At 67.1% G+C, this 23,847-nt stretch carries 17 protein-coding genes; 14 read left to right on the top strand and 3 right to left on the bottom strand.

The features are described 5' to 3' along the window. Positions 1 to 86: 86 nt before the first annotated feature. From aspS to A5777_RS15805, 6 genes are all read left to right on the top strand, one after another. Positions 87 to 1,919, top strand: coding sequence for an aspartate--tRNA ligase (gene aspS / locus A5777_RS15830; protein WP_064863367.1), 1,833 nt, complete (start codon positions 87 to 89; stop codon positions 1,917 to 1,919). Positions 1,920 to 2,058: 139 nt separating this feature from the next. After that, positions 2,059 to 5,541 (top strand): transglutaminase family protein, encoded by a 3,483-nt coding sequence (locus A5777_RS15825; RefSeq protein ID WP_064863366.1) that lies wholly within the window; start codon positions 2,059 to 2,061, stop codon positions 5,539 to 5,541. Next, complete coding sequence (locus A5777_RS15820; RefSeq protein WP_064863365.1) at positions 5,538 to 8,279, top strand: circularly permuted type 2 ATP-grasp protein; 2,742 nt, start codon at positions 5,538 to 5,540, stop codon at positions 8,277 to 8,279. Before A5777_RS15825 ends, A5777_RS15820 begins: the two co-directional genes overlap by 4 nt. Then, on the top strand, positions 8,276 to 9,199 hold the full coding sequence (locus A5777_RS15815) for a transglutaminase family protein (RefSeq protein WP_005202642.1): 924 nt from the start codon (positions 8,276 to 8,278) through the stop codon (positions 9,197 to 9,199). Before A5777_RS15820 ends, A5777_RS15815 begins: the two co-directional genes overlap by 4 nt. Positions 9,200 to 9,406: 207 nt before the next feature. Continuing rightward, a complete protein-coding gene (locus tag A5777_RS15810) occupies positions 9,407 to 10,546 on the top strand; it encodes a hypothetical protein (RefSeq protein ID WP_005202643.1) in 1,140 nt (379 codons plus the stop codon). A gap of 5 nt (positions 10,547 to 10,551) precedes the next feature. Beyond that, a complete protein-coding gene (locus tag A5777_RS15805; RefSeq protein WP_064863372.1) occupies positions 10,552 to 11,970 on the top strand; it encodes a replication-associated recombination protein A in 1,419 nt (472 codons plus the stop codon). Between the two features lie 6 nt (positions 11,971 to 11,976). Here A5777_RS15805 and A5777_RS15800 read toward each other — a convergent pair whose 3' ends face one another. The 3 genes from A5777_RS15800 to A5777_RS15790 form a co-directional block, all read right to left on the bottom strand. Beyond that, complete coding sequence (locus A5777_RS15800) at positions 11,977 to 12,891, bottom strand: MFS transporter (RefSeq protein WP_231895087.1); 915 nt, start codon at positions 12,889 to 12,891, stop codon at positions 11,977 to 11,979. A gap of 180 nt (positions 12,892 to 13,071) precedes the next feature. Next, positions 13,072 to 13,605 (bottom strand): MmyB family transcriptional regulator, encoded by a 534-nt coding sequence (locus tag A5777_RS15795; RefSeq protein ID WP_231895086.1) that lies wholly within the window; start codon positions 13,603 to 13,605, stop codon positions 13,072 to 13,074. 187 nt (positions 13,606 to 13,792) lie between these two features. After that, on the bottom strand, positions 13,793 to 14,284 hold the full coding sequence (locus A5777_RS15790; RefSeq protein ID WP_064863364.1) for a hypothetical protein: 492 nt from the start codon (positions 14,282 to 14,284) through the stop codon (positions 13,793 to 13,795). 191 nt (positions 14,285 to 14,475) lie between these two features. On the opposite strand from A5777_RS15790, the gene alaS reads away from it, so the two are divergent. The 8 genes from alaS to aroB all read left to right on the top strand — a co-directional run bounded on the left by alaS (position 14,476) and on the right by aroB (position 23,742). Continuing rightward, positions 14,476 to 17,148 (top strand): alanine--tRNA ligase, encoded by a 2,673-nt coding sequence (gene alaS / locus A5777_RS15785; RefSeq protein ID WP_064863371.1) that lies wholly within the window; start codon positions 14,476 to 14,478, stop codon positions 17,146 to 17,148. After that, positions 17,145 to 17,573 carry a Holliday junction resolvase RuvX gene (gene ruvX / locus A5777_RS15780; protein ID WP_064863363.1) on the top strand — a complete coding sequence of 143 codons (429 nt, stop codon included), beginning with the start codon at positions 17,145 to 17,147 and terminating at the stop codon, positions 17,571 to 17,573. The genes alaS and ruvX overlap by 4 nt, the downstream gene beginning before the upstream one ends. 433 nt (positions 17,574 to 18,006) lie before the next feature. After that, positions 18,007 to 19,488 carry an endolytic transglycosylase MltG gene (gene mltG, locus A5777_RS15775; protein ID WP_082933702.1) on the top strand — a complete coding sequence of 494 codons (1,482 nt, stop codon included), beginning with the start codon at positions 18,007 to 18,009 and terminating at the stop codon, positions 19,486 to 19,488. A gap of 4 nt (positions 19,489 to 19,492) precedes the next feature. Then, positions 19,493 to 20,350 carry a shikimate dehydrogenase gene (locus A5777_RS15770; RefSeq protein ID WP_064863361.1) on the top strand — a complete coding sequence of 286 codons (858 nt, stop codon included), beginning with the start codon at positions 19,493 to 19,495 and terminating at the stop codon, positions 20,348 to 20,350. Between the two features lie 90 nt (positions 20,351 to 20,440). Continuing rightward, a complete protein-coding gene (locus A5777_RS15765; RefSeq protein ID WP_064863360.1) occupies positions 20,441 to 20,827 on the top strand; it encodes a prepilin peptidase in 387 nt (128 codons plus the stop codon). Positions 20,828 to 20,873: 46 nt separating this feature from the next. Next, on the top strand, positions 20,874 to 22,082 hold the full coding sequence (aroC, locus tag A5777_RS15760) for a chorismate synthase (RefSeq protein WP_064863359.1): 1,209 nt from the start codon (positions 20,874 to 20,876) through the stop codon (positions 22,080 to 22,082). A gap of 62 nt (positions 22,083 to 22,144) precedes the next feature. Then, positions 22,145 to 22,639 (top strand): shikimate kinase, encoded by a 495-nt coding sequence (locus A5777_RS15755; RefSeq protein WP_231895088.1) that lies wholly within the window; start codon positions 22,145 to 22,147, stop codon positions 22,637 to 22,639. Continuing rightward, the gene (gene aroB / locus A5777_RS15750; RefSeq protein WP_064863357.1) at positions 22,636 to 23,742 is read left to right on the top strand and encodes a 3-dehydroquinate synthase; all 1,107 of its coding nucleotides are present in this window, start codon (positions 22,636 to 22,638) and stop codon (positions 23,740 to 23,742) included. The genes A5777_RS15755 and aroB overlap by 4 nt, the downstream gene beginning before the upstream one ends. Positions 23,743 to 23,847: the final 105 nt, after the last annotated feature.

Here is a 23,847-nt window from a genome sequence, read left to right as displayed (position 1 = left end):
GGATACCACTCGGCGACGTCGGGCGCGCCCTCCGTAGGATTGAGCGCGAGATTTCCTCGCTCATACGTCCATCAGGAAGGACTCCAGTGCTCCGCACGCATTTCGCCGGTTCGCTGCGCCGCGCCGACGCGTCGCAGACCGTCACAGTCGCCGGGTGGGTTGCGCGTCGACGCGATCACGGCGGCGTCGTGTTCATCGATCTGCGTGACAGCTCCGGGCTGGTGCAGGTCGTCTTCCGCGAAGAGGCGGTGGCCGAGAAGGCACATCGGCTGCGCGCGGAGTACGTCGTGAAGGTCACCGGCGTCGTCGAGGAACGACCCGCCGGCAGCGAGAACCCGAACCTCCCGTCGGGTGAGATCGAGATCAACGCCACCGAGCTCGAGGTGCTCAACGAGTCGGCACCGCTGCCGTTCCAGCTCGACGAGAGCCCCGGCGAGGAAGCGCGACTGCGGTACCGCTACATCGATCTGCGTCGCGACGGGCCCGCTGCGGCAATCCGCCTGCGCTCGAAGGCGAATGCTGCCGCTCGCGGTGTGCTCGCCGCTCACGACTTCGTCGAGATCGAGACGCCGACGCTGACCCGCTCGACGCCAGAGGGTGCACGCGACTTCCTCGTGCCCGCGCGTCTGCAGCCGGGAACGTTCTACGCCTTGCCGCAGAGTCCGCAGCTGTTCAAACAGCTCCTCATGGTGGCCGGTATGGAGCGCTACTACCAGATCGCTCGCGCCTACCGGGACGAAGATTTCCGCGCCGACCGCCAGCCTGAGTTCACTCAGCTCGACATCGAGATGAGCTTCGTCGACGAGGACGACGTCATCGCGCTCGCCGAGGAGATCCTCGTGGCGCTGTGGCGGCTCATCGGCGTCGAGGTCTCCACACCGATCCCGCGGATGACCTACGCCGACGCGATGCGTCGGTTTGGTTCGGACAAGCCGGATCTGCGTTTCGGGATCGAGCTCGTCGAGTGCACGGAGTACTTCGCCAACACGCCGTTCCGCGTGTTCCAGGCGCCCTACGTCGGCGCGGTGGTCATGGAGGGCGGGGCGTCGCAGCCGCGTCGTACCCTCGACGCCTGGCAGGAGTGGGCCAAGCAGCGTGGCGCGAAGGGTCTGGCGTATGTGCTCGTCGGCGACGACGGCACCCTCGGTGGGCCGGTCGCCAAGAACCTCTCCGACGCCGAGCGTGATGGTCTTGCCGCACATGTCGGCGCCAAGCCCGGCGACTGTGTCTTCTTCGCGGCGGGACCGGCGAAGGCGCAGCGCGCACTGCTCGGTGCCGCACGCAGCGAGATCGCCGTCCGCCTCGGACTGATCCCGGCACCGGGCGAGCCCATCGACCCCTCGACCGCCGCCTGGGCGTTCACCTGGATCGTCGACGCTCCGCTGTTCGAGCCGGCAGACGACGCGACGGCGTCGGGCGATGTCGCCGTCGGCTCGGGCGCGTGGACCGCGGTGCACCATGCGTTCACCTCACCCAAGCCGGAGTCGCTCGACGGCCTCGAATCCGATCCGGGCAACGCACTCGCCTATGCCTACGACATCGTCTGCAACGGCAACGAGATCGGCGGCGGGTCGATCCGTATCCACCGTCGCGACATCCAGGAACGCGTGTTCGCGATCATGGGTATCGACCACGACGAGGCGCAAGAGAAGTTCGGCTTCCTGCTCGACGCCTTCGCCTACGGCGCGCCGCCGCACGGCGGGATCGCATTCGGATGGGATCGCATCACCGCACTGCTCGCGGGTGAGAGTTCGATCCGTGAGGTCATCGCCTTCCCGAAGTCGGGCGGTGGCGTCGATCCGCTCACCGACGCTCCCGCACCGATCACCGCCGCGCAGCGCAAGGAGTCGGGTATCGACGCCAAGCCGAAGCCCAAGGGCGGCGAGTCCGACCAGGGTGCAGCGAAACCGGCGAGCTGAACAGTCGGCGATGGTCCCGCGTGACACATGTCGCACACGGGTGCGAGGGGGACCGCACGTCGGGCGCACGGGCGCTATCTGTGCTGAGATTTCTACCCATGGGGACGTATCTGCTCGACGACCTCCGGGAGGATGACCGGTGACAATCAAGGTGGCGCTCGAACACCGCACTGCGTACGCGTTCGATCGGCCTGTCAAGATCTATCCGCACGTGGTGCGGCTGCGTCCTGCACCGCACTCGCGTACTCCGATCGAGGCGTATTCGCTGGCGGTGGAGCCCGCGGGACACTTCTTGAACTGGCAGCAGGACGCGTTCAGCAATTACCAAGCGCGCCTTGTGTTTCCGGAACCCTCGACGACTCTGTCGATCACGGTCAGTCTTGTCGCCGACCTCACGGCGATCAATCCCTTCGACTTCTTCATCGAGGATTGGGCCGAGGACTACGGTTTCGACTACCCCGATGAACTGCGCGAGGACCTCGAGATCTATCTCCGACCGGTCGGGGTCACCGAGGGGGAGTTCGCCGGGGCGCCGGTGCATCCCGCCATCGCCGAATTCGCGGCCGAGCACAAGCCGACATCGCCGACACGCATCATCGACTTCCTCGTCGCGCTCAATCAGGCCGTCCGCGACGCCGTCGGGTACACCGTCCGACTCGAACAGGGCGTCCAGACGCCGGAGTACACGCTCGCCAGCGCCATCGGTTCGTGCCGCGACTCCGCGTGGCTCCTGGTGGCACTCCTGCGCGAGCTGGGATTGGCGGCACGCTTCGTCTCCGGCTACCTGGTGCAACTCACGTCGGACATCAAGTCGCTCGACGGTCCGTCGGGACCCAGCGCCGATTTCACCGATCTACACGCATGGACAGAGGTCTACCTGCCGGGCGCTGGGTGGGTGGGCATGGACCCGACGTCGGGTCTGTTCGCAGGGGAGGGCCATATCCCGCTCGCCGCGACGCCGTCCCCCGGCGGTGCTGCGCCGATCACCGGTGCAACCGGTCCGTGCCACGCGACCCTCGACTTCTCCAACACGGTCACCCGCTTTCACGAGGATCCGCGGGTCACCCTGCCCTACACCGAGTCCCAGTGGGAGCGGGTCGTCGAACTCGGTGCCGCGGTCGACAAGAAGATGGCAGACAACGACGTCCGACTCACGATGGGTGGTGAGCCGACGTTCGTCTCGCTGGACAACCAGAGTGATCCGGAATGGACGACCGACGCCGACGGCCCGCACAAGCGTGAGTTGGCGTCGAAGCTCGCCGCGCGCCTCGCCGACGACTACGCACCGACCGGCCTCGTGCAGCGCAGTCAGGGCAAGTGGTACCCGGGAGAGCCGCTGCCACGCTGGCAGATCGCCATCATGTGGCGAGCCGACGGCCAGCCGATCTGGCGTCGACGCGACCTCCTGGCCGACCCGTGGCAGACGCGCGCGCAGGCCGCCGGGGCGATGGCGCTCGAGGCGTCGGGACCGAAACCGGGCTCTGGAGGCGATCCCGCCGCCGAAAAGTTGTTGTCGGCGTTCGCATCCGCGTTGGGCCTGCCCGCCACGCAGGTGATGCCCGCGTTCGAGGACCCGCTGGTGCGGATGCGCGAGTTGTCGGCACTCCCGCCCGGCGATCCCGGGGCCGACCCGACGCTGCCCGCCGCGCGCGCCGCGGCATGGGCAGCTGCCGCCGCCGAGGTCGCCGACGCCGACGCCGACATCGAGCCCGCCGACGATTCGACGAAGGCGCGGCGTGAACTGCTCGCGTCGCTCGACGCATCGATCACCGATCCGACGGCGTTCGTCCTGCCGCTGAGCCGTTCCGAGGACGAGACGGCGTGGCAGAGCGCGCGGTGGACGACGCGACGTGGGCGTCTGGTGCTGACGCCGGGCACCTCTCCCGCGGGCCTGCGTCTTCCGCTGAACTCATTGTCGTGGGGCCCCGCACCGGTCCTGTACGAAGCCGACCCGTCGGTCCGCGCCGATCCGTTGCCCGACGACGTCGCAGATTCGTTGGGCCGCACCGTTACCGACGTCGACCCAACCGCCTTCGTGCCGCGCACCGCACTGGTCGCGGAGAAGCGTGGCGACACCCTGTACGTGTTCCTACCGCCGACCGCAGAGCTCGAGGAGTATCTCGCGATCGTCGAGATGATCGAGAACGCGGCCGCGGAAATCGACACCCCGGTGGTCATCGAGGGCTACGGCCCACCCGCGGACGCCCGCCTCACCACGTTGACCGTCACACCGGACCCCGGCGTCATCGAGGTCAACGTTCAGCCGACGAGCAGTTTCGCCGAGCAGACAGAGTTGCTCGACTCGCTCTACGAGCACGCACGCCGCGCCAGGCTGGGTACGGAGACGTTCGATCTCGACGGCAGCCACGGAGGAACCGGCGGCGGCAACCACATCACCCTCGGCGGATCGACGCCCGCGGATTCACCACTGTTGCGTCGACCGGATCTGCTGGTGTCGATGTTGACCTACTGGCAGCGCCATCCGTCGCTGTCGTACCTGTTCAGCGGCAAGTTCATCGGAACGACGTCGCAGGCGCCCCGCGCCGACGAGGGCCGCGATTCCGCGCTCTACGAGATGGAGATCGCGTTCGCCGAGATCGACAGGCTCGCGGTGAAGGGCGAACCGGCGCGCGGTGCCGGCGAGAACGGCGACGGGGCACCACCGAATCCGTGGGTCACCGACCGGGCGCTGCGGCACCTGCTCACCGACATCACCGGCAATACCCACCGGGCCGAGTTCTGCATCGACAAGCTCTACAGCCCCGATTCCGCGCGCGGCAGGCTCGGGCTGCTCGAACTCCGCGGTTTCGAGATGCCGCCGCATCAGCGGATGGCGATGGTGCAGTCGCTCCTCGTCCGCTCCCTGGTCTCGTGGTTCTGGGAGAAACCCTACCGCAGCAGGCTCATCCACCACGGCGCCGACCTGCACGGCAAGTACCTGCTGCCGCAGTACGTCATCGCCGACATCGCGCAGGTCGCCGAGGAACTGCGCGAGGCGGGTTATCCGTTCGACACCGCCTGGCTCGACCCGTTCACGGAGTTCCGGTTCCCGCGCCTGGGGACCGTCGCGATCCGCGAGTACGAGGTCGAACTGCGCGGGGCAATCGAACCGTGGAACACGCTCGGCGAGGAGTCGACGGGTACCGGAACCGCGCGCTACGTCGACTCGTCGATCGAGCGGGTGCAGGTGCGTGTGCAGGGTGCCGAAGACGACCGGTTCGTGTTGACCTGCAACGGATATCCGATCCCGCTGACGGGCACCGGCAGGCCGGGTGAGCGCGTGGCAGGCATCCGGTTCCGGGCATGGCAGCCGCCTAGCGCGCTGCACCCGACCATCAGCATCGACACCCCGTTGACCTTCGACCTCGTCGACACCCTCGCGGGCCGATCCGTCGGCGGCGCGACCTACCACATCGTGCATCCGGGCGGACGGGCCTACGACCGCCCACCGGTCAATGCCGTCGAGGCGGAGTCGCGCAGGAACGGTCGGTTCGAGGCGGCCGGGCACACCAGCGGCTCCGTCGACGTCGGACTGCTCCGGGAGCGGGTCGCCCGCATGGCCACCGACAGTGGGGTCCCGGCGATCCTCGATCTGCGTCGGGCACGTACAGTTCTTCGGTGACTGTTTCAGCGGGCGGCGGTGTCCCCGCGGTGTTCGACAGGTACCGATCCGACGGTTACACGCTGTTCGATCTCGGACAGCTCAATTCGGGCGGTTCCGCACCGGCTGCCGCACGCAACCATTACGACGAAGTGCTCGATTCCGCGGGCGCGATCCGTCCCGCATGGGACGAACTCGTCGCGGGCTACGCGCTGCGTGGCGACGACCGACTGCGGGCGTCGGCGGCGCGGCTTGCCTCGGCGGTATCAGATGAGGGCGTCGTCTACAACCAGGTCGACGGCACCTCGACCATTCCGCGACCCTGGCTGCTCGACGCTGTCCCGCTGATCCTCGACGGTGTCGAGTGGGCCGAGCTGGAGAAGGCGATCACCCAGCGGTCGATGCTGCTCGATCTCATCCTGCGCGACATCTACCGCGACCAGAAGACCATCAACGCAGGGCTGATACCTCCGGAGATGGTCTTCGGGCATCCCGGCTACGTGCGCAAAGCCGCCCGGCTCGAGGTTGCGGGGCCGCACGCGCTGTTCCTGCACGCACTCGACCTCGGACGCCTGTCCGACGGCACCTTCGCCGTCTACGCCGATCGGACGCAGGCGCCGTCGGGCGTCGGGTTCGCCATCGCCGACCGCCGACTGATCTCCCGTACGTTCCCGCAACTGTTCCAGCGCTGTGCACCACGCCCGATGGCGACGTTCGCCGGCACGCTGCGACTGGCGCTGACCGACTACGCCCCGCCGGGGGTCGACGACCCGACCGTTGCGGTGTTCAGCCCCGGCAGCATGTCAGAGACCTTCTTCGACCAGGCGTATCTGGCGTCCGTGCTGGGTTTCCCGCTGGTCGAGGGCGCCGATCTGACGGTGCGTGACGGCGCGGTCTACATGCGGTCGCTCGGCAAGTACAAACGTGTCGATGTGCTGCTGCGCCGCGTCGACGCCTCCTACTGCGACCCGCTCGACCTGCGCACCCACTCCCGTTTGGGCGTCGCGGGACTCGTCGAGGCCATCTCCCGTGGAAACATCACCGTCGTCAACACGCTCGGCAGTGGCGTGCTGGAGAATCCGGCGTTGAACACCGTCCTGGCCAAGGTCGCGCCGATGCTCATCGACGAGGAACTCGCTCTCGAATCGGTGCCGACATATTGGGCAGGCGAGGAGTCGGCGAAATCGAAGATCCTGTCGTCGCTCGACTCACTCGTCCTCACGAACTTCCGTACCGGCGAGGAATTCGTCGGTCCCGCAACGAATTCCGCGACCAGGGAAGTATTGCGTTCGCGGATCGACTCCGACGCCTGGCAGTGGGTGGGCCGCGAGGTCGAGGCATACTCGGTGGCGCCGAGCCTGACCGACGCGGCGTTGCCCGCGCAGGGACGCGGCACGCTGCGTGCCGCACCCGTCTCCGTGCGCGCGTTCTCGGTCGCGCAGGGACCCACCTACGCGGTGATGCCGGGCGGTCTCGGGTCGGTCCTCGCCGACGGCGTCGTCGGCGCGTCACTGGCATCTGTTGCCGCCAAGGACATCTGGGTGACCAATCCCGATGTGGGAGGACATGTTTCGCGGCGTACGGAGTTGCGAGGCGAACCCGACGACGAGGTCGCCATCATCACGCGCCCGGCGTCGACCGGCTATTCCGACATCGCAGCCGCCGCGAGTCCGCGCGTACTCGCCGACATGTTCTGGTTCGGCCGGTACGGCGAGCGCACCGAGTCGGTCACACGGCTGGCGAAGGTCGCCCGCGAGCGCTACCAGGACTTCCAGTACCGGCCGTGGATGTCGGGAACCGCTGCGGTGCCGCTGTTCTTGCATGCGGTCGCCGAGGTGACCGGGACCACCGGCCTGCTCGGCACGGGGGAGACGTTGCTCGACGACGATTCATCACTCTCGTCGATAGAGCAGGTCAATACCGCGATCGTGAAGATCGCCGAACTGACCGTCAATCGCCACACCCAGGGCACCATCGCACACTCGACCGAACGCCTCGTCGCCACAGCCAGGGCCGTCCGCGACCAGATGTCGACGAGTACGTGGATGGTGTTGACCCCGATGGAGCGCGCGCTCGAGTCGATGACGCGCCAGATCGAACGCGCCCGCGATGACGTCGGTGCGGGCACCGGGGTGTTCGGCGACGCAGCACTCGACCTCGGACCCGATCTCGCCCGCACGCACGAGCACATCCTGCACGGCGCTCTCGCACTGTCCGGTCTGCAAGCCGAATCGATGGTCCACGACGCCGCCTGGCTGCTCATGGATCTCGGCAGGCGTATCGAGCGGGTGATCACGCTCGCCGACCTCACCCGGAAGCTGTTCGAGTACGAGCATCCGCTCGACATGGAACAGGCACTCCTGGAGTCGTACCTCAGCGCCACCGAGTCGTCGGTCATCTACCGCAGACGCAACCGCGGTCTCTACCGTGCAGAGGCCGTCGCCGAGCTGTTGATGTTCGACGAGACCAACCCGCGCGCGATGATCTACCAACTCACCAAGATGCACGACGACCTGGCATCGCTGCCCGAGGCGCTGCGCTCTGCCGCCGCCGAGCGAGCGGTCGAGGAGATGACGGCCGAACTGCGTCGCTGCGGCCCGGCCGATCTCAGCAGCGTCGACGGAAACGGTCAGCGCGCTGAGCTCGTCGAATTGACGAGCACACTGCGCGACCGTGCACGCGCGCTGTCCGACCTGCTGAACCGGACGCGATTCGCTCCGCCGCGCACCGCGCAACCGATCTGGGGAGGTCAGCTGTGACGACACCCGCCGATGCGCCGGCAACGCGCAAGTACCGAGTCTTCCACCGCACCTGCTACACCTACGACGACGAGGTGTCGTCGTCGTATGGCAGGTGCTATCTGACGCCGCGCGACCTGCCGTACCAGCGTGTCCACGACACCGAGACGGTGATCTCGCCCGAGCCCGCTGACCGGTCCGTCGGCGTCGACGTCTACGGCAACATCGACGCCTACTTCCACGTCCGTACCGCTCACCGCGTACTGGAGGTGACCACGACGTCGATCGTCGAGGTTGACCCCATCGACCAGGGACTCGTACACAGCGTCGCCGCTCGCGCACCCTGGGAGGACGCCCGCCCAGCTGCCACCGGGGCGGTTCTGGTCGACGAGTTCGTACTCGACCTCGACCCACCGGAGATCACGCCTGCCGTGCGCGACTACGCCGCGGCGGTGTTCACCCCCGGCCGTCCGCTCGTCGACGCGATCATCGACCTGACGGCGCGCATCTTCTCCGACTTCACCTACCGTTCCGGATCGACGGCGATCAGCACGCGCGTCGACACGGTGCTCGAACGTCGGATGGGCGTGTGTCAGGACTTCGCCCGGGTGGCCATCGCCTGTCTGCGGTCGGTGGGACTCGCGGCGCGCTACGAGTCCGGCTACCTCGCGACCGACCCGCCGCCGGGCACCGAGCGCATCTTCGGCGCCGATGCCAGCCATGCGTGGGCCGCGGTTTGGCTGCCCGGTGATCGGTGGCTGGCCTTCGATCCGACGAACAACAAGCTCGTCGACGAACGTCACGTCACCGTGGCGTGGGGTCGTGATTACGACGACGTCCCGCCGCTGCGTGGCGTGATCTACACCGATGCGTCCAAGAGCGAGATCGAGGTCTCCGTCGACGTCAGTCCCTTGTCAGACAAGTCGGAGGCGAGGACGTGAGCGCTGCGGGCCGCATTCGAACCCGACCTGATTCGGGACAGTGTCGGTCGAAAAGCCGTCGGCGAACCGAATTGTTGTCTTTTGCGACACAAAAGGATCAGGTGAACGAAAACTGCAGGTCGAGGCCGTGCCGTGCAGGGTGCTCCCGTGTTCAGTCGCATAATCCGGTGACGCGTGTCGGCGCCGACGAGTAGGTTGGTTGGTGCCATGACGGTCATCACAGAAAGCCGCGTCACCAGCGTGGTGCGTGCCGCAGAAACAATGTTGTCCCGCCGAGCGGGGTCGCCGGTGGTTCTCGCCGATCCCGAGGATCTCGGAGGAAGCGGCCGAACCACGGTCGTAAGGGTACGCGTGGCGCAGAACCCTCTGTCGATGGACCGCACCCTGGTCATCAAGGCGCTCCCGAGCCACGAGGACCCGCAGGCCTTTCACCGCGAGATCGCGTCGTACAAATACGCGACGGCGCTGCCGACGGAGTCGCGGCCCGGTCCGCAACTGATTGCCTCCGATCCCGACAACCGGTTGATGGTGCTCTCCGACCTCGGCCGCGGGCATCCGTTGACAGTGCTGCTCGCCGACGCCGACGTGGTCGAGATGAGCCGTGCGGTGAGCGCGTGGGGCCAGGCGCTCGGTCGGATGCATGCGGCAACGGTCGGCGGAGAAGGCGACTTCGACGCCCTCGTACGCCACGGTGCTGCAGGCACCGCGGGCAGGGACATCCTCCGCGACGAAGCCATCCGTGCCGTGTCCGCTGCATCGGCACGCGTCGCCGACCTCGGGCTGACGCTTCCAGACGCAGTCGCCGAGGCACTGACGTCGGCGTGCGCGCTCTTCGACGAGGGCGACCACCGCGCATTCAGCCCCTCCGACGTCGGCCCCGAGAACATCCTTCTCAACGACGACGGCGTGCAGTTCATGGATTACGAGTGGGGCGGATTCCGCGACGCCACACTCGACATCGCCTACGGATTGGTCACCTTTGCCCCGCAACTCGGGCCGGCAGGCGTCGCTCACCGCCTCGACCTCGAGGTGTCGATGGTCGACGCCTGGCGCTCGGAAGTGGTGCCGATCTGGCCCGCACTCGAGCGCGATCGCTACATGGCACGGCAGTTGCTCACGGCGCGGCTGCTGTGGGTGTGGTTGTCGACGGTGTGGATGCTGCCCGATTCGTCGACCGACACCGTTCCGATGACGCACTATGCCCACGACTGGGCGCTGCACACCAACGATCCCCGTGTCCTCGTGGCGCGCTGGTCCGATCTCGCCGCCGCGGCGACGAGCAACGCCGAGATCTCTGAGTTCGCAACCGAAGTGGGCCTCGCGCTGCAGCGTGCGTGGCTGGACTGACCGCGGTGGGGGGATTGTTCGACCCGCCGCCTCAGAGTTCGACGAGCGGCGCCACATCGCTGACATCGCCGCCGTCACCGAGCGCACCGCTGGCGGTGCGCATGCGTCCGCAGACTCTCGACGACATCGTCGGCCAGCAACACCTCCTCGGCGAGGGGTCACCACTGCGTCGTCTGATCAGCGGATCGGGCGCGGCGTCGGTGATGCTCTACGGCCCACCGGGCACCGGTAAGACGACGATGGCCTCGCTCATCTCGAGCGCGGCGGGCGGACGATTCGAAGCGCTCTCGGCGCTGTCCGCGGGCGTGAAGGAGGTGCGCGCGGTCATCGAGGTCGCGCGGCGTCGATTGGCGGCCGGTGAGCAGACCGTCTTGTTCATCGATGAGGTCCACAGGTTCTCCAAGACCCAGCAGGATGCGTTGCTCGACGCCGTCGAGAACCGGATCGTCCTCCTCGTCGCCGCGACCACCGAGAATCCGTCGTTCTCCGTCGTGTCCCCACTGTTGTCCAGATCGCTTGTGCTGCAGTTACGTTCGCTCACCGACGACGACATTCGCACGGTGCTGCGCCGCGCCGTCGCCGACGAACGCGGACTCGGCGGTGCCGTCACCGTCACCGACGACGCGTACGACCACCTCGTGGCGGTCGCGGGTGGCGACGCGCGCCGAGCACTGACCGCACTCGAGGCCAGCGCCGACGCAGCACTGCGCGAGCCGACAACCGATGACGAAGGCAGTGGTGAGGCGGTTGCCGAACGCCGCGAGATCCCTGAGATCGGTGTAGCCGACGTCGAGGCGGCCATCGACCGCGCGGCCGTGCGGTACGACCGCGACGGCGACCAGCACTACGACGTGACCAGCGCGTTCATCAAGTCGATCCGCGGATCCGACGTCGACGCCGCGGTGCACTACCGCGCCCGGATGATCGCCGCAGGCGAGGATCCCCGCTTCATCGCCAGGCGGCTGATGATCCACGCTAGCGAAGACATCGGGATGGCCGATCCGATGGCGTTGCAGACCGCCGTCGCCGCGGCGCAGGTGGTGGCTCTCGTGGGGATGCCGGAGGCAAAGCTGGCGCTCACGCAGGCGACCATCCACCTCGCGACCGCCCCGAAGTCCGCGGGTGTGGTCAGCGCTATCGGCGCTGCGCTCGCCGACGTCGAAGCAGGCAAAGCCGGCGCCGTGCCGCCCGGACTACGCGACGCGCACTACAGCGGCGCCAAGAAGTTGGGCAGCGGCGTCGGATATCAGTACCCCCACAACGATCCTGACGGTGTTGTGCCGCAACAGTATCCACCCGATGAGCTCGTCGGCGTCGACTACTACGTGCCCACCGATCACGGTTTCGAGCGCGAGATCGGGCCGCGGGTGGCCAAACTGCGATCGATCGTGCGCCGGGCGACGCGCCGGCCGAAGAAGTCGTGACGCCGCTCAGCGGTGGCGTGTAGAGAACGCCAGAGCCGTTGCTGCCGCGGCCATTGCGATGCCCACCCACACCGGCGACACCCAACCGAGCCCTGCGCCGATCGTCAGTCCGCCGAGAAACGTGCCGATCACGTTGCCCACGTTGAACGCGGCGATGTTGGCTGCCGACGCCATGGTCGGTGCGTCGCCCGCGAAGTGCATCACCCGCAGTTGCAGCGGCGGGCTGGTCGCGAACCCGACGAGGCCCATGACGAAGAGCAGGATCGCGACGGCGACCGGCACGTGTGCGAGCAGTGCGTAGGCGACGAGGGTGAGGGTCAGCAGCACGGGCAGAGTGCGCAGTGTGAGCGTGAGGTTGCGATCGGCGGCCCAGCCGCCCACGATGTTGCCGACGCACAGTCCGAGCCCGAGAACGATCAGCAGCCAGGCCACCGCGGACTCCGGATAGCCCGTGACATGCGTGACGAGGGGCTCGATGTAAATGAACGCGCCGAACACTCCGCCGAAGAGCACCATTGTCAGGACGATCGAGATCAGCACCTGCGGTCGAAGCAGGACACGGTAGGCCGATCCGCCGCTCGACGTCGGCGCCGGTCGTGACGGGACGAGTGCAACGATCCCGACCAGTGCGACAACTCCGACGACGCTCACCATCCAGAACGCCGCCCGCCAGCCGAAGTGTTGTCCCACAACGGTTCCGAAGGGAACCCCGATCACGTTCGCCGCAGTCAAACCGGTGAACATCACCGCGATCGCGCCGGCTCTGCGGTGCGGCGCCACGAGGTCGGCAGCCAGCACTGCGCCGATACCGAAGTAGCCGCCGTGGCACATCGCGGTGACCACACGGCCGAGCAGCGCCACGTCGAATGTGGGTGCGAGGGCGGTGAGCACGTTGCCGACGATGAATAGGCACAGGAGCACCACCGAATCCGCCGACGGCCAGTGCGGTCAGAGCCGCTCGGGCGTGTGGTGTGGCGGTGGCCTTGTCCAGGGTGGAATCTGTTGCGGCAGTTGCGGTCTCACTCATGGTGGTTCCTTCACGACGAGATGACGCGCGGTCGGGTGACCGGCGTGGGAAAAGGGGAACGGTGCGGTGCGGGCTCAGCCCGAAAGCGTCGTGCTCGCGAGCAGGCGTAGCGCGTCGGCGTGCGACGACCCTGGCGTGGCGTGCATGAGCATCAATCGATGCCCGTCTTCCTGGGGGAGATGCAGCATGTCGTAGGTGAGGTCGAGATCGCCGACGATCGGATGCCGGAAGCGCTTGGTACCGCTCGAACAGGGTTCGACGGGGTGCGCCGCCCAGATCCGGGCGAAGTCGGCGCTGCGGGAAGCCAGGTCTGGGACGAGAAGGTCGATGTCGTGGATGTGCAGGGGTGCTGTGACGTATCGCAACGAGGCAACTGCCAGTCGTGCCTCGAACTCCCAGTCACGGTGCAGCGCGCGGGTGGTCGGGTCGGTGAACAGCATCGACACCTTGTTCGGCGGTGTACTCGACGTCGGGGCTGCAGGGTCGCGGTGACTCGCCAGCACCGCGTGACCGAGGCGATTCCAACCGGCGATGTCCTGCACAGGCGAGAGCGCGATCGCAGCGACGTCGGGCATGGCGTCGAGCAGCGTCGCGAGACCGGGACGCATTCGCACTCTGACCGGCGGCGGCGTCGCCGAGCCCGCGAGGTGATAAAGGTGTGCACGTTCGACTTCGTCGAGGCGTAGTGCGCAGGAAGTCGGCGAGTTGCTCGGCGGCCGTTGATCCGTTGGTCACGAGTCCATCGTGACCCGATCAACGGCCATGTGCCTGTCCCTGCCGGTGCCAGTCAGCCCGTCACTTGACGATGAAGACGTCCGAGCAGCTCGGCGCAGGAAGCGTCAGCAGTGGCCCCCGATTGACCGGCCGCAGCTCGATACGCACCCGACCTGCGCCGGTGTGGACGTCGCGGAAGTCGTGAATCGAGCCGCCACTGGCACCAGTTGTGCGCTGGACGGCTCTCAACGTCTCCGAGCGATGAGTGTTCAGGTTCGTCCAGACGACCGTCATGAGGTTGTCGTATCCCCAGATGCTGAAACTCGCCGTTACCGATATGTCGACGGCGCCGCGCTGCCCGTTGCGTAGCCACTGACTGGTGCTGATGCCACCGGAGTACGTGTTGTCGATGATGTTGGGGCTGAGGGCATTGCAGCGGTTTCGGGACATCTGGTTGATCACCCCATCGGATTCGTCGTAGGTGGCTGCCGATGCCACACCGATGCCGACGGAGGTGACGACGAGCGCGACGAACAGGACGAGTGCGGAGCGGGCTACTGTGATCGGTCTCATGTCTTTGTGATCGTGAATCGCATCTGGGTCGTTAGCCTAGTGATCGTTTTGTGCTCCCGAAGACGCTCTTCAGGTGTCCTGGTGACGCGGCGGTAGGCTGGTATGTCGCAGATCGTCGGATTCGCGCGTGCCCGGGTCCCGACGGTGACGACAGACGTACACGCACCACGACCACCGAGGACGAGAACCCAGTGCAGACGCATGAGATCCGGCAGAGATTCCTGGATCACTTCATCAAGGCCGGACACACCGAGGTGCCCAGTGCCTCGCTGATCCTCGACGATCCCAACCTGCTGTTCGTCAACGCAGGCATGGTGCCGTTCAAGCCCTACTTCCTCGGTGAACAGACCCCGCCGTTCGACCGCGCCACCAGCGTGCAGAAGTGTGTCCGCACACTCGACATCGAAGAGGTCGGCATCACCACCCGCCACAACACCTTCTTCCAGATGGCGGGCAACTTCTCGTTCGGCGACTACTTCAAGCGTGAGGCCATCCGCTTTGCGTGGGATCTGCTCACCTCGTCGGTGGACGACGGCGGATACGGCATCGACCCGCAGAAGCTCTGGCCGACGGTCTACCTCGACGACGACGAGGCGTTCGCGATCTGGCGCGACGAGATCGGTGTTCCCGCAGAGCGCATCCAGCGGCGCGGGATGAAGGACAACTACTGGTCGATGGGCGTGCCCGGCCCGTGCGGCCCGTGCTCGGAGATCTTCTACGACCGTGGACCCGCCTACGGCGTCGAAGGTGGACCCGAAGCCGACGAGGATCGCTACATCGAGATCTGGAATCTCGTGTTCATGCAGAACGAGCGAGGCCCCGGCGGAGCCAAGGAGGGTTACGAGATCCTCGGCCCGCTGCCGAAGAAGAACATCGACACCGGTATGGGCGTCGAGCGTGTGGCCTGCCTGCTGCAGAACGTCGACAACGTCTACGAGACCGACTTGCTCAAGCCGCTCATCGACCTGGCGTCGGAGCTGACCGGTCGGGGCTATGGCGCGGGCAATCACGACGACGACGTGAGGTTCCGCGTCATCGCCGACCACGCCCGCACCGCGGTCATGCTCATCGGCGACGGCGTGCTCCCAGGTAATGACGGACGCGGTTACGTGCTGCGGCGACTCCTGCGGCGCGTGGTCCGCTCCATGCGGTTGCTCGGCGATGCCAAGCCGACCATGGAGATCATCGTGAACACGGTGATCGACGTCATGTCGCCGTCGTACCCCGAACTCGCCGAGCAGCGCGCCCATATCGTCACCGTCGCGGTCGGCGAGGAGACGTCGTTTGCCAAGACGCTCGAGGCCGGGTCCAAGCTGTTCGCCGACGCCGCGCAGGCCACCAAGGCGGCGCACAAGAAGACGATCAGCGGTAACGACGCGTTCACCCTGCACGACACATACGGATTCCCGATCGATCTCACGCTCGAGATGGCCGCGGAGGCAGGTCTCGACGTCGATCAGCAGGGATTCACCGAACTGATGGCGGAGCAGAAGCAGCGCGCCAAGGACGACGCGGTGGCCCGCAAGACCGGACACACCGACGCCGCGGTGTACCGCGAGTTTCTCGACCGCGGCCCCACCGAGTTCACCGGCTTCGACGAGCTGGTGTCCGAGGCACGAGTGCTCGGTCTCATCACCGACGGCACGCGCGTGCGGTCGGCGGGCCCCGGTGAACAGACCACGGTGATCCTCGACCGCACGCCGCTCTACGCGGAGTCGGGCGGTCAGATGGCCGACATCGGCACGATCACCACCAGCGACGGCACCCGACTCACCGTCAGCGACGTGCAGAAGGTCGGCAAATCGGTGTGGCTGCACAAGGCCACCGTCGACGCAGGCGAGATCCACGACGGCGACGAGGTGATCGCTTCTGTCGATCAGTCGTGGAGACACGGTGCGACACAAGGACATTCGGGTACGCACATGGTCCATGCCGCGCTGCGCGAGGTACTCGGCCCCAGCGCGACACAGGCCGGGTCGCTCAACCGGCCCGGCTACCTGCGCTTCGACTTCCACTCCGGCTCGGCGCTGAGTGAGGATCAGCGGCAGCAGATCGAAGAGATCTCGAACGCCGCCGTCGAGTCCAATTACCCGGTGCACACGTTCGAGACCGGCCTGAGCGAGGCGAAGGCGATGGGCGCGATGGCGCTCTTCGGCGAGAACTACGGCGATGTCGTGCGCGTCGTCGAGATCGGCGGGCCCTTCTCGATGGAGCTCTGCGGCGGAACGCATGTGGCGTCGTCGGCGCAGATCGGACCGGTCACGTTGATCGGCGAATCCTCCGTCGGATCAGGCGTGCGGCGCGTCGAGGCGTACGTCGGAATGGACTCGTTCCGCTACCTGTCCAAGGAACGTGCGTTGCTCGCGGGACTGGCGTCGTCGCTCAAGGTGCCCTCCGCCGAGGTTCCGGGCCGCGTCGAGCAACTCGTCACCCGCCTGCGTGATGCGGAGAAGCAGCTCGAGAAGGTGCGTGCCGACGCTGCTCGCTCGGCGGCAGGCGATCTGCTCGATTCCGCCGACACCGTCGGTTCGACGCTCGTGGTCGGCGGGGTGGTCCCGGGAGTCGGGGCCAACGACCTTCGCGGTATCGCGACCGATCTCCGAGGCCGCGTCGGTGACCGACAAGCCGTGATCGCGTTGTTCTCGACGACCGGTGAGGGCGACGACACCAAGGTTCCGTTCGTCATCGCCACGACGGATTTCGCGCGGGGCGCCGGCATCAAAGCGGGCGACCTGGTCAAGGAGATCGCGCCACTCGTGGGTGGACGCGGCGGTGGCAAACCCGACCTCGCGCAGGGATCGGGCACCGACGCCGCGGGGATCGACGCCGCGCGGACCCGCATCCGGGAGATCGTCGGCCGATGAGTCTGACTCGGGGGCGTCGTCTCGGCGTCGACGTGGGGAGCGTGCGGATCGGGGTGGCCGTGAGCGATCCCGACGGCATCCTCGCGACACCTGTGGAGACGGTCGCGGGAGCCGACGTCGACGCCGCGGTGGCGCGACTACGCGCACTGGTCGAGGAGTACGACGCCGTCGAGGTGATCGTCGGGCTGCCCAAGACGCTGCGCAATACGGACGGTCCGGCAGCCGATAAGGCACGCGCCTTCGGGACCCGACTCGCCGAAGGACTTGAGGGGATTTCAGTAGTGTTTTCTGACGAGCGACTCACCACCGTAGCTGCGCAGCAGGCGCTACACGCCAGTGGACGCAGCGTGAAGGCGTCGCGCGGGGTGATTGATCAGGCGGCTGCGGTCGCTATTCTTCAGGGGTGGCTGGATTCGCGACGATGAGTGGTTCAACGCTGTCCACGGACCATCTCGCCATGCGAGTTGTCAGATATGAGGGAGGAGACGTTCGGTGACCGACGAACGGCATCGGAATCGTCATCGTGAACTCTCTGATCATCCTACCGAAGGACTGGATCTCGAGCGACTCCGGTACTTCACACAACCGGCCGACGGCAAGCCGCACAACCGGCATCGGCGTCGACGCACCGGCACCACGGGACAGATACCGGTAGTCCGCACCGACACTCCCAGGCCCCAACGTCCGCGCACCGACGGCGCGCAGTCGCCACAGCCGGCGCGAGACGTTCCGCAGGGTCGTGTCGCGCGCCCGGCGCAGGGTACGCCAGAGGCTCCCGCTACCCGGCCCCAGCCGACCGATCGGCCCGTTCGCCGACCGGAACCGTCTGCGGACGGCGAGTCGGTGGATACCTTCCACATGGCCACACCGCGTCGCGCCCGCCCGCAACGCATCTCGCCGACGCCGCCCGTCGACCATCAACTCGATACAACCCGGGTCGACCCGGCGCCGGTTGAGACGACGCCGGCCGACGCCCCGGTGACGTCGCGGACGACAGTCTCACCAGAGGCTCACGGGGCCCACGACTACCAGGGGGCCCATGACTACCAGGATGCACACGACTACCAGGGCGCCCCTGTCGCACTCGAGTCGATCGAGCCCGACGAGTCGTACGACTCGATCGACCACGACCAACCGATCTCGCCGACGCGCAGGGGGAGGGGCCGCACACGCACTCCCGAATCGCGACGCAGACGACGCAAGCGACGAACCGTGCTCGCAGCGGTCATCGCCATCATGCTGATCGCGGTTGTCGGTGTCGGCTACTACGGGTTGCGTGCGGCGGGCTTGCTGGACTCGCGCAAGGACTACACGAACGCTGCGGGCACCGGCGACGTGATCGTCGACATTCCGCAGAACTCGACGTTGAAGGATTTCGGGCGAATCCTCGCAGACGACAACGTCGTCGGCAGTCAGCGTGCATTCATCAATGCCGCTGACGGACAGGCGATTTCGGGCGGCTACTACAAACTACGCACCGAGATCCCCGCGTCGACAGCCGTGCAGATGCTCACCGACGGGACCACGCACCGGGTCGGTCGAGTCGTGGTTCCGGAGGGTCTGCAGCTCGACACGAAAAAGGGCATAGACGGCAAGACGACGCCGGGCATCTTCCAGAAGATCTCCGACGCCACGTCCGTCACCGTCAACGGACAGAAGATCGGCGTGTCGGTCGACGACCTGCAGAAGGCGGCAGCAGACACCCCCGCGCAGCAACTCGGCGTACCCGACTGGGCGGTCGCCGACGTCGAGAAGCTCAATGGCGATCACCGGCGGATCGAGGGACTGATAGCTCCGGGTACCTGGGAGACGATCGACCCGCATATGTCGGCGACGCAGATCCTGCAGCAGTTGATCTCGCAGAGCGGGCAGCGTTTCGCGCAGTGGGGTTTGAATTCAGAGGGTTCCAACGACTCGGGTCTGACGCCGTATCAGACCTTGGTGTCGGCGTCCGTTGTCGAACGCGAGGTCACCAAGCCGGACGACTACGCCAAGGTCGCGCGGGTGATTCTCAATCGTCTCGACAAGGACCAGCGCCTCGAGATGGATTCGACCGCCAACTACACCGCGACGGTGACCAACATCGACCTCGACGGTGAAGCATACAAGTCCGACAATGCATGGAACACCTATCAGATGAAGGGGCTCCCGGCTACGCCGATCGGTGCGGTCGGCGAGCGTGCGCTGGAGGCGACCGAACGTCCGGAGAGCGGCAACTGGCTGTACTTCGTCACCGTCGACCGCGAGGGTACGACGCTGTTCGCCGACACCTTCGACGAGCACAAACGCAACCGCGAGAAGGCGTGCGACAACAAGCTCCTGACCACCGGGTGTAGTTGAGTCGATGGATCTGACACCTCCGCCACGGCACGCTCCCGTCGGTGGCACCGCGGGCCGCCGTGCCGCGGTCCTCGGCTCGCCGGTCTCGCATTCGCGCTCACCCGACCTGCATCTCGCGGCGTACCGTGCCCTGGGATTGGATGACTGGACCTACGAGCGGATCGAGTGCGACGAGCGTCGGCTTTCCGAACTGGTGGGCGCGCTCTCGCCCGAATGGGTAGGCCTGTCGGTCACCATGCCCGGTAAGCGTGTCGCACTCGAGGTCGCAGACGAACGCACCGAGCGGGCAGTCCTCGTGGGTTCGGCAAACACCCTGGTGCGCACCGAGAACGGCTGGCGCGCCGACTGTACCGACATCGATGGCATGATCGGTGCCCTGCGGGAGGTCGACGTCGCGGTGGCCGGGCGTCCGCACGCCGTTCTCGTGGGGGCGGGTGGAACCGCGCTGCCGAGCGTGGCCGCGCTCGCGGAGGCCGGTTTCGCTGAATTGACGGTGGTCGCGCGCGACGAGGGACGCGCGTCCGACGTGGTCGACCTCGCGCGGCGACTCGATCTCGACGTGCGCTTCCTTCCGTTCCGTCCGTCGCGAGAACTCCTCGAGGCGAGCGCCGACGCCGGCGTCGTCGTTTCGACGGTCCCCGCCGCGGCGGTCGAGCCGATCATCGACTCGTTCACGCACACGCGCGCGCTCGTCGACGTGATCTACAACCCGTGGCCGACGCCGCTCGCGAACTCCGTGTCTGCCGGCGGAGGGCGCGTTGTCGGGGGTTTGGTGATGTTGCTCAACCAGGCGTACAGCCAGGTGGAGCAGTTCACGGGACGTGTCGCACCGCGTGAGGCGATGGCCGCCGCGCTCGACTGATCCCTCCACACTCACAGCCCGATCCACAGGTGCGCCGCGCCTATCGGCGGCGGCGCGTCGGATTGCGACTCGTCGTCGAGACTGTCGTGCATGGAACCCGTTGGCTGCCTGGTCGCGCTGTGGCTGGCCACGCTCGCCGACATCGACCGTCGTACCTCGCGGTTGCCGACCGTTCTGCTGTGGCCCGGTTGTGTCGCAGTCGGGGTCTCGTCGTGCGTACGACCGTGCATTGCGCTCGCCGCGGTCGCTGCCGCGGGTCCGTACCTCGTTGGGTGGCTCACCGGTCTCTGCGGTGGTGGCGACGTCAAGTTGGCGTTCGCGCTCGGCGGCACGCTCGCCGACCCGGCGTCGGCATTGCTGATGGTGCTCTTCGCTCAGGTACTCGGGCTGCTGATGCGACGAGGGCGGCAGCGCTGGCCACACGGGCCGCCGATGATCGCCTCGGGCGCGATGCTGCTCGTCGCAGGCTCGGGATGAGAAGACGTGGGATGGCAAGACGTGGTTGGGGTGTCGCCGCCGTCACATGGAACAATTGATCCTTGTGTTGCGCTGGATAACCGCCGGAGAGTCTCATGGCCCGGCCCTTGTTGCCATTGTCGAAGGCATGGTCGCCGGGGTGGAGATCACCTCGACCGACATCGCCGAACAACTCGCACGCCGCAGGCTCGGCTACGGGCGTGGTGCGCGCATGAAGTTCGAGGCCGACAAGGTGAGCGTGCTCGGGGGTGTGCGACATGGGCTGACCCTCGGTGGGCCGGTCGCGATCGAGATCGCCAACAGCGAGTGGCCCAAGTGGGAGACCGTGATGGCGGCCGATCCCGTCGACCCCGCTGAACTCGAGGGCAGCGCGCGTAACGCCGCGCTGACCCGCCCCCGGCCAGGGCATGCCGACTACTCCGGCATGCTCAAGTACGGATTCGACGACGCTCGTCCGGTGCTCGAACGTGCGAGCGCCCGCGAAACCGCCGCGCGCGTCGCGGCGGGCACCGTCGCGCGCAACTTCCTGCGTCAGGTGTTCGGGATCGAGGTGATCTCGCACGTGATCTCGATCGGTGGCAGCACTCCGTATGTCGGTCCGCCACCGACGATCTCCGACCTCGCCGCGATAGACGAGAGCCCGGTGCGTGCGTTCGACAAGGCTGCCGAGGAATCGATGATCGCCGAGATCGAGACCGCGAAGAAGGAAGGCGACACGCTCGGCGGCGTCGTCGAGATCGTCGCGACCGGTGTTCCGGTCGGGCTCGGTTCGCATGTCAGCGGCGAGACCCGACTCGATTCGCGCCTGGCGGGCGCGCTCATGGGTATCCAGGCGATCAAGGGCGTCGAGGTCGGCGACGGCTTCGAGACCGCACGTCGTCGTGGCAGCGCCGCGCACGACGAGATGGTTCCCGGACCCGACGGCGTACTCCGGTCCACCAACCGTGCGGGTGGCCTCGAGGGCGGCATGACGAACGGTGAGGACATCCGTGTCCGTGTCGCCATGAAGCCGATCTCGACGGTGCCGCGCGCACTCTCGACGATCGACATGGCGACCGGTGAGCAGGCGCAGGCCATCCATCAGCGTTCCGACGTCGTCGCCGTGCCCGCTGCGGGCGTCGTCGCCGAGTCGATGGTGGCACTCGTCGTCGCACAGGCTGCCCTGGAGAAGTTCGGCGGCGATTCGGCGACCGAGACCTCCGACAATCTGGCCGGGTACCTCAAGCGCGTCGCGCAGCGCGGAGCGCGGTCGTGAACACACCTGCGGCAGCGGGCGTGACATCGACGAGTAAACCGGCCGCTGTGCTCGTCGGGTTCATGGGTGCGGGGAAATCGACCGTCGGTAGGTTGCTCGCCGACAGGCTCGGGGTCGACTTCATCGATACCGATCACGAGATCGTCCGCCGAACCGGGCGGTCCATTCCCGACATCTTCGTCGCCGATGGTCCCGAGAAGTTCAGGGAACTCGAAGCGGAGGTCGTGGCCGACGTGCTCGCAACGCACAGCGGGATCGTCGCGCTCGGCGGTGGCGCTGTCACCACGGCGGACGTGCGCACGGCTCTTGATTCGCATCGTGTCTTCTACCTGCGCGTCAGTGCGGAGTCGGGATTCGCCCGGGTGCGCGAGTCCGATCGCCCGCTACTGGCCTCCGACGATCCGGCGGAGCGCTACCGATCGTTGCTCGCCGAACGCGAAGAAACCTATACGGCGGTCGCGCGCGTCGAAGTCGACGCGCATGGCGACCCCGATGTCGTCGCAGATCTGATCATTCTGGCGCTGGCCGACGAACTCACAGCAGGGAGAACCTCATGACCGAGCCGATCTCCATCCGGGTCAACGGGGCGTCGCCCTACGACGTCGTCATCGGGCGCGGGCTGCTCGACGAGGTCGCTCAGGCCGCCTTCGGCGCCGACAGGATCGCCGTGCTGTACCAGCCGACGCTCGCGCAGACGGCAGAGCAGGTACGAGAGTTCTTGGCGGACAAGGGATTCGACGCGCACCGCGTGGAGATTCCTGATGCGGAGGCCGGTAAGGATCTGTCGGTTGCCGCATTCTGCTGGGATGTCTTCGGGCGTATCGGCCTCAAGCGCAACGACAAGGTCATCGCGCTCGGCGGGGGCGCGGCAACCGATCTCGCCGGGTTCGTCGCGGCCACCTGGATGCGCGGGATCGGTGTCATCCACATTCCTACGACGCTGCTCGCCATGGTCGACGCCGCAGTCGGCGGCAAGACCGGCATCAACACCGACGCCGGCAAGAATCTCGTCGGCTCGTTCCACGAACCCGACGCCGTGCTCATCGACATCGCCACGTTGGAGACGGTGCCGCGCAACGAGATCATCGCGGGTCTGGCCGAGGTCATCAAGACCGGATTCATCGCCGATCCCACCATCCTCGACATCATCGAGGCTGATCCCGCCGCCGCCACGGACCCGACCGGTCCGGTGCTGCCGGAGCTGATCCGACGTTCGGTCCAGGTCAAGGCCGACGTCGTCTCCGCCGACCTCAAGGAATCGTCACTGCGCGAGATCTTGAATTACGGACACACGATGGGGCATGCGATCGAGCGTCGTGAACGCTACCGGTGGCGCCACGGTGCCGCCGTGGCCGTCGGATTGGTCTATGCGGCCGAATTGGCGCGGCTCGCAGGACGACTCGACGACGAGACGGCCGACCGGCATCGGAGCATCCTCGAACTTGTCGGCTTGCCGACCACCTATGACGCCGACGCGTTTCCCGATCTGTTGGAGGGGATGTCGGGCGACAAGAAGAACCGTTCGGGCGTTCTGCGGTTCGTCGTACTCGACGGACTGGCCAAGCCGGGCAGGCTCGAGGGCCCCGATCCCGGCCTGCTTGTCGCGGCCTATTCGGCTATCGCCTCCGAGCGTCCGACCGCAGGCACCACGCTGCTCTGATCAGGCCGGTACCGCTCTGATCAGGCGGGGTCGGCGCCCGATTTCGCGACCGTGCGCTCGTCGGTGCGTTCGATGACGGCTGTGTCGTCGTCGCGGGAGTCGTCG

This window comes from Gordonia sp. 852002-10350_SCH5691597 (assembly GCF_001665715.1).
Taxonomy (GTDB): domain Bacteria; phylum Actinomycetota; class Actinomycetes; order Mycobacteriales; family Mycobacteriaceae; genus Gordonia; species Gordonia sputi.
Note: the sequence above shows the minus strand (reverse complement) of the source record. Positions and strands in the feature narration are given on the sequence as shown.

Excerpts from the sequence above, each read along its gene's own strand:
- A5777_RS15810 (WP_005202643.1), top strand. The coding sequence starts at position 9,407 with ATGACGGTCATCACAGAAAGCCGCGTCACCAGCGTGGTGCGTGCCGCA.
- A5777_RS15795 (WP_231895086.1), bottom strand. The coding sequence starts at position 13,605 with ATGCGTCCCGGTCTCGCGACGCTGCTCGACGCCATGCCCGACGTCGCT.
- A5777_RS15790 (WP_064863364.1), bottom strand. The coding sequence starts at position 14,284 with ATGAGACCGATCACAGTAGCCCGCTCCGCACTCGTCCTGTTCGTCGCG.
- ruvX (WP_064863363.1), top strand. The coding sequence starts at position 17,145 with ATGAGTCTGACTCGGGGGCGTCGTCTCGGCGTCGACGTGGGGAGCGTG.
- mltG (WP_082933702.1), top strand. The coding sequence starts at position 18,007 with ATGGCCACACCGCGTCGCGCCCGCCCGCAACGCATCTCGCCGACGCCG.
- A5777_RS15770 (WP_064863361.1), top strand. The coding sequence starts at position 19,493 with ATGGATCTGACACCTCCGCCACGGCACGCTCCCGTCGGTGGCACCGCG.
- A5777_RS15765 (WP_064863360.1), top strand. The coding sequence starts at position 20,441 with ATGGAACCCGTTGGCTGCCTGGTCGCGCTGTGGCTGGCCACGCTCGCC.
- aroC (WP_064863359.1), top strand. The coding sequence starts at position 20,874 with ATGGAACAATTGATCCTTGTGTTGCGCTGGATAACCGCCGGAGAGTCT.
- A5777_RS15755 (WP_231895088.1), top strand. The coding sequence starts at position 22,145 with ATGGGTGCGGGGAAATCGACCGTCGGTAGGTTGCTCGCCGACAGGCTC.
- aroB (WP_064863357.1), top strand. The coding sequence starts at position 22,636 with ATGACCGAGCCGATCTCCATCCGGGTCAACGGGGCGTCGCCCTACGAC.